The sequence below is a fragment of the Kitasatospora nipponensis genome (assembly GCF_039528135.1).
Lineage (GTDB): Bacteria > Actinomycetota > Actinomycetes > Streptomycetales > Streptomycetaceae > Kitasatospora > Kitasatospora nipponensis.
In genome coordinates this window covers 1-830 of record NZ_BAAALF010000292.1, presented here as the reverse complement: position 1 = coordinate 830, position 830 = coordinate 1, and the positions used below count along the sequence as shown (strand labels likewise).

1 protein-coding gene is annotated in these 830 nt (G+C 76.6%); it reads right to left on the bottom strand.

Going from position 1 to position 830, the window contains the following annotated elements; translation table 11 throughout:
• Nucleotides 1-7: 7 nt before the first annotated feature.
• A partial coding sequence (locus ABD323_RS38520; protein WP_344446764.1) for an ABC transporter ATP-binding protein occupies nucleotides 8-830 on the bottom strand: 823 nt, incomplete at its 5' end.

The following is an 830-nucleotide window of genomic DNA, read 5'->3' as shown; positions in this document are numbered from 1 at the left end:
CTCCCGGTCATGATCGGGCCTCCGCCCGGGCGCCGGTGGCGGCAACCGCGCCGGCGGCGGGACGGGGCGGCGGCAGGGCCGCCAGCAGTCGGCGGGTGTAGTCCGCCTGCGGGGCGCTGAAGACCCCGGTCACCTCGCCGCTCTCGACCACCCGGCCGCCCTGCATCACGGCGACCCGGTCGCTCAGGTGGTGCACCACCCCCAGGTCGTGCGAGATGAAGAGCATCGCCAGGCCGAGGTCACGCCGCAGGTCGGCCAGCAGGTCGAGGATCTGCGCCTGGATCGAGACGTCGAGCGCGGAGACCGGTTCGTCGCAGACCAGGATCCGCGGACCGGGTGCCAGCGCGCGGGCGATCGCCACCCGCTGGCGCTGGCCGCCGGAGAGCTCGCTGGGACGCCGGGTCAGCAGGGTGGCGGACAGGCCGACCTGGTCGAGCAGCTCGGCCACCCTGGCCCGGCGCCCGCGCCGCCCGAGACGCCCGGCCGTGTGCGTGTCCGCGCCCTCCGTGCCGGTGGCCCGGGCCACCGCCTCGCCGATCACCCGCTCGACGGTGAAGCGCGGGTCGAAGGAGCCCAACGGGTCCTGCTGGACGGTCTGGATCCGGGTCCGCACGGCCCGCCGGCGCCGCTCCGGCAGCCCGCTCCAGGGCTGCCCGGCCAGCCGCACCGAGCCGGAGTCGGGCTCCACCAGCCCCAGCACGATCCGCGCGGCGGTGGTCTTGCCGGAGCCGGACTCCCCGACCAGGCCGAGGATCTCGCCCGCGTCGAGCCGGAAGGAGACGTCCTGGACGGCGTGGTGGGCGCTGCCGTCCGGGGCGCGGAAGGTCTTG